Here is a 749-nt window from a genome sequence, read left to right as displayed (position 1 = left end):
TCCGCGGAGGCTGTTGGCATCGAGGAAGGCGACAGCGTCGAGGCCACGCAGGTCGAGGTCCTTCGCCCGCATACCCCGCGAATCGACCTCGTCGGTCGACGTGGCGGTGAATCTCGCGCGCGTCAGCTCGGCCTGCGGCATGTCGATCGTGCGGATGGCGCAGCCGGAGATCTCGAGATCGGTGACCTTCGCCGCACCGAGGTTCAGGTAGTCGATGCGCACGTCGCGCAGCTCGAGCTCCGAGATGCGCGACTCGCTCAGGTCGAGCGTGCCGATACGGCCACCGCTGATCCGCACCCGCCGCACGCCGGCATCGCGCATGCGGAGCGAGGCGATGCGCACACCCGGCATGTCGACGTCGACGACCGTCGCTCCGGTGAGATCGACCGTGTCGGCGTCAGCGCTCACCACGCACTGCTCGAGCGTCGAGTAGGCGAGATCGACGGTGCCGCTCAGGTCGAGCCGGGCGGCGATCAGGTCGGCGCTGCGTCGGGGAACAGCGGGCTCGAGCACGGGCGGGAGGTCGGGGTCGGTGATGCGGGGAGGAGCGGGGGACTCGGGGGTGCGGGCCATGGTCCGAGCGTAGGGCGCGCCGACGACATCGCGAACCGGGAGCGGGGTGCCGGGCGCCGGAGAGGAGAGCGGCGTCCTGAGGGGATGCGCACGCGTACACTGGAGGGAAGAGCATCGATCCGGCCATCACCGGGGAGCTCTCGGAAGAACGGCGCGGCCCTCGGGCGGTGCTCAGT

The 749-nt window shown here is 70.8% G+C and carries 1 protein-coding gene; it reads right to left on the bottom strand.

Features of this window, described 5'->3' with window-relative positions; genetic code table 11:
* The coding region (locus L687_RS24915) for a pentapeptide repeat-containing protein (RefSeq protein ID WP_021198515.1) at positions 1 to 573 on the bottom strand (573 nt) is incomplete at its 3' end.
* Between the last annotated feature and the right edge of the window lie 176 nt (positions 574 to 749).

The sequence above is a fragment of the Microbacterium maritypicum MF109 genome, from assembly GCF_000455825.1.
GTDB classification, from domain to species: Bacteria; Actinomycetota; Actinomycetes; order Actinomycetales; family Microbacteriaceae; genus Microbacterium; species Microbacterium maritypicum_A.
This window is presented reverse-complemented; position numbering and strand designations above follow the sequence as displayed.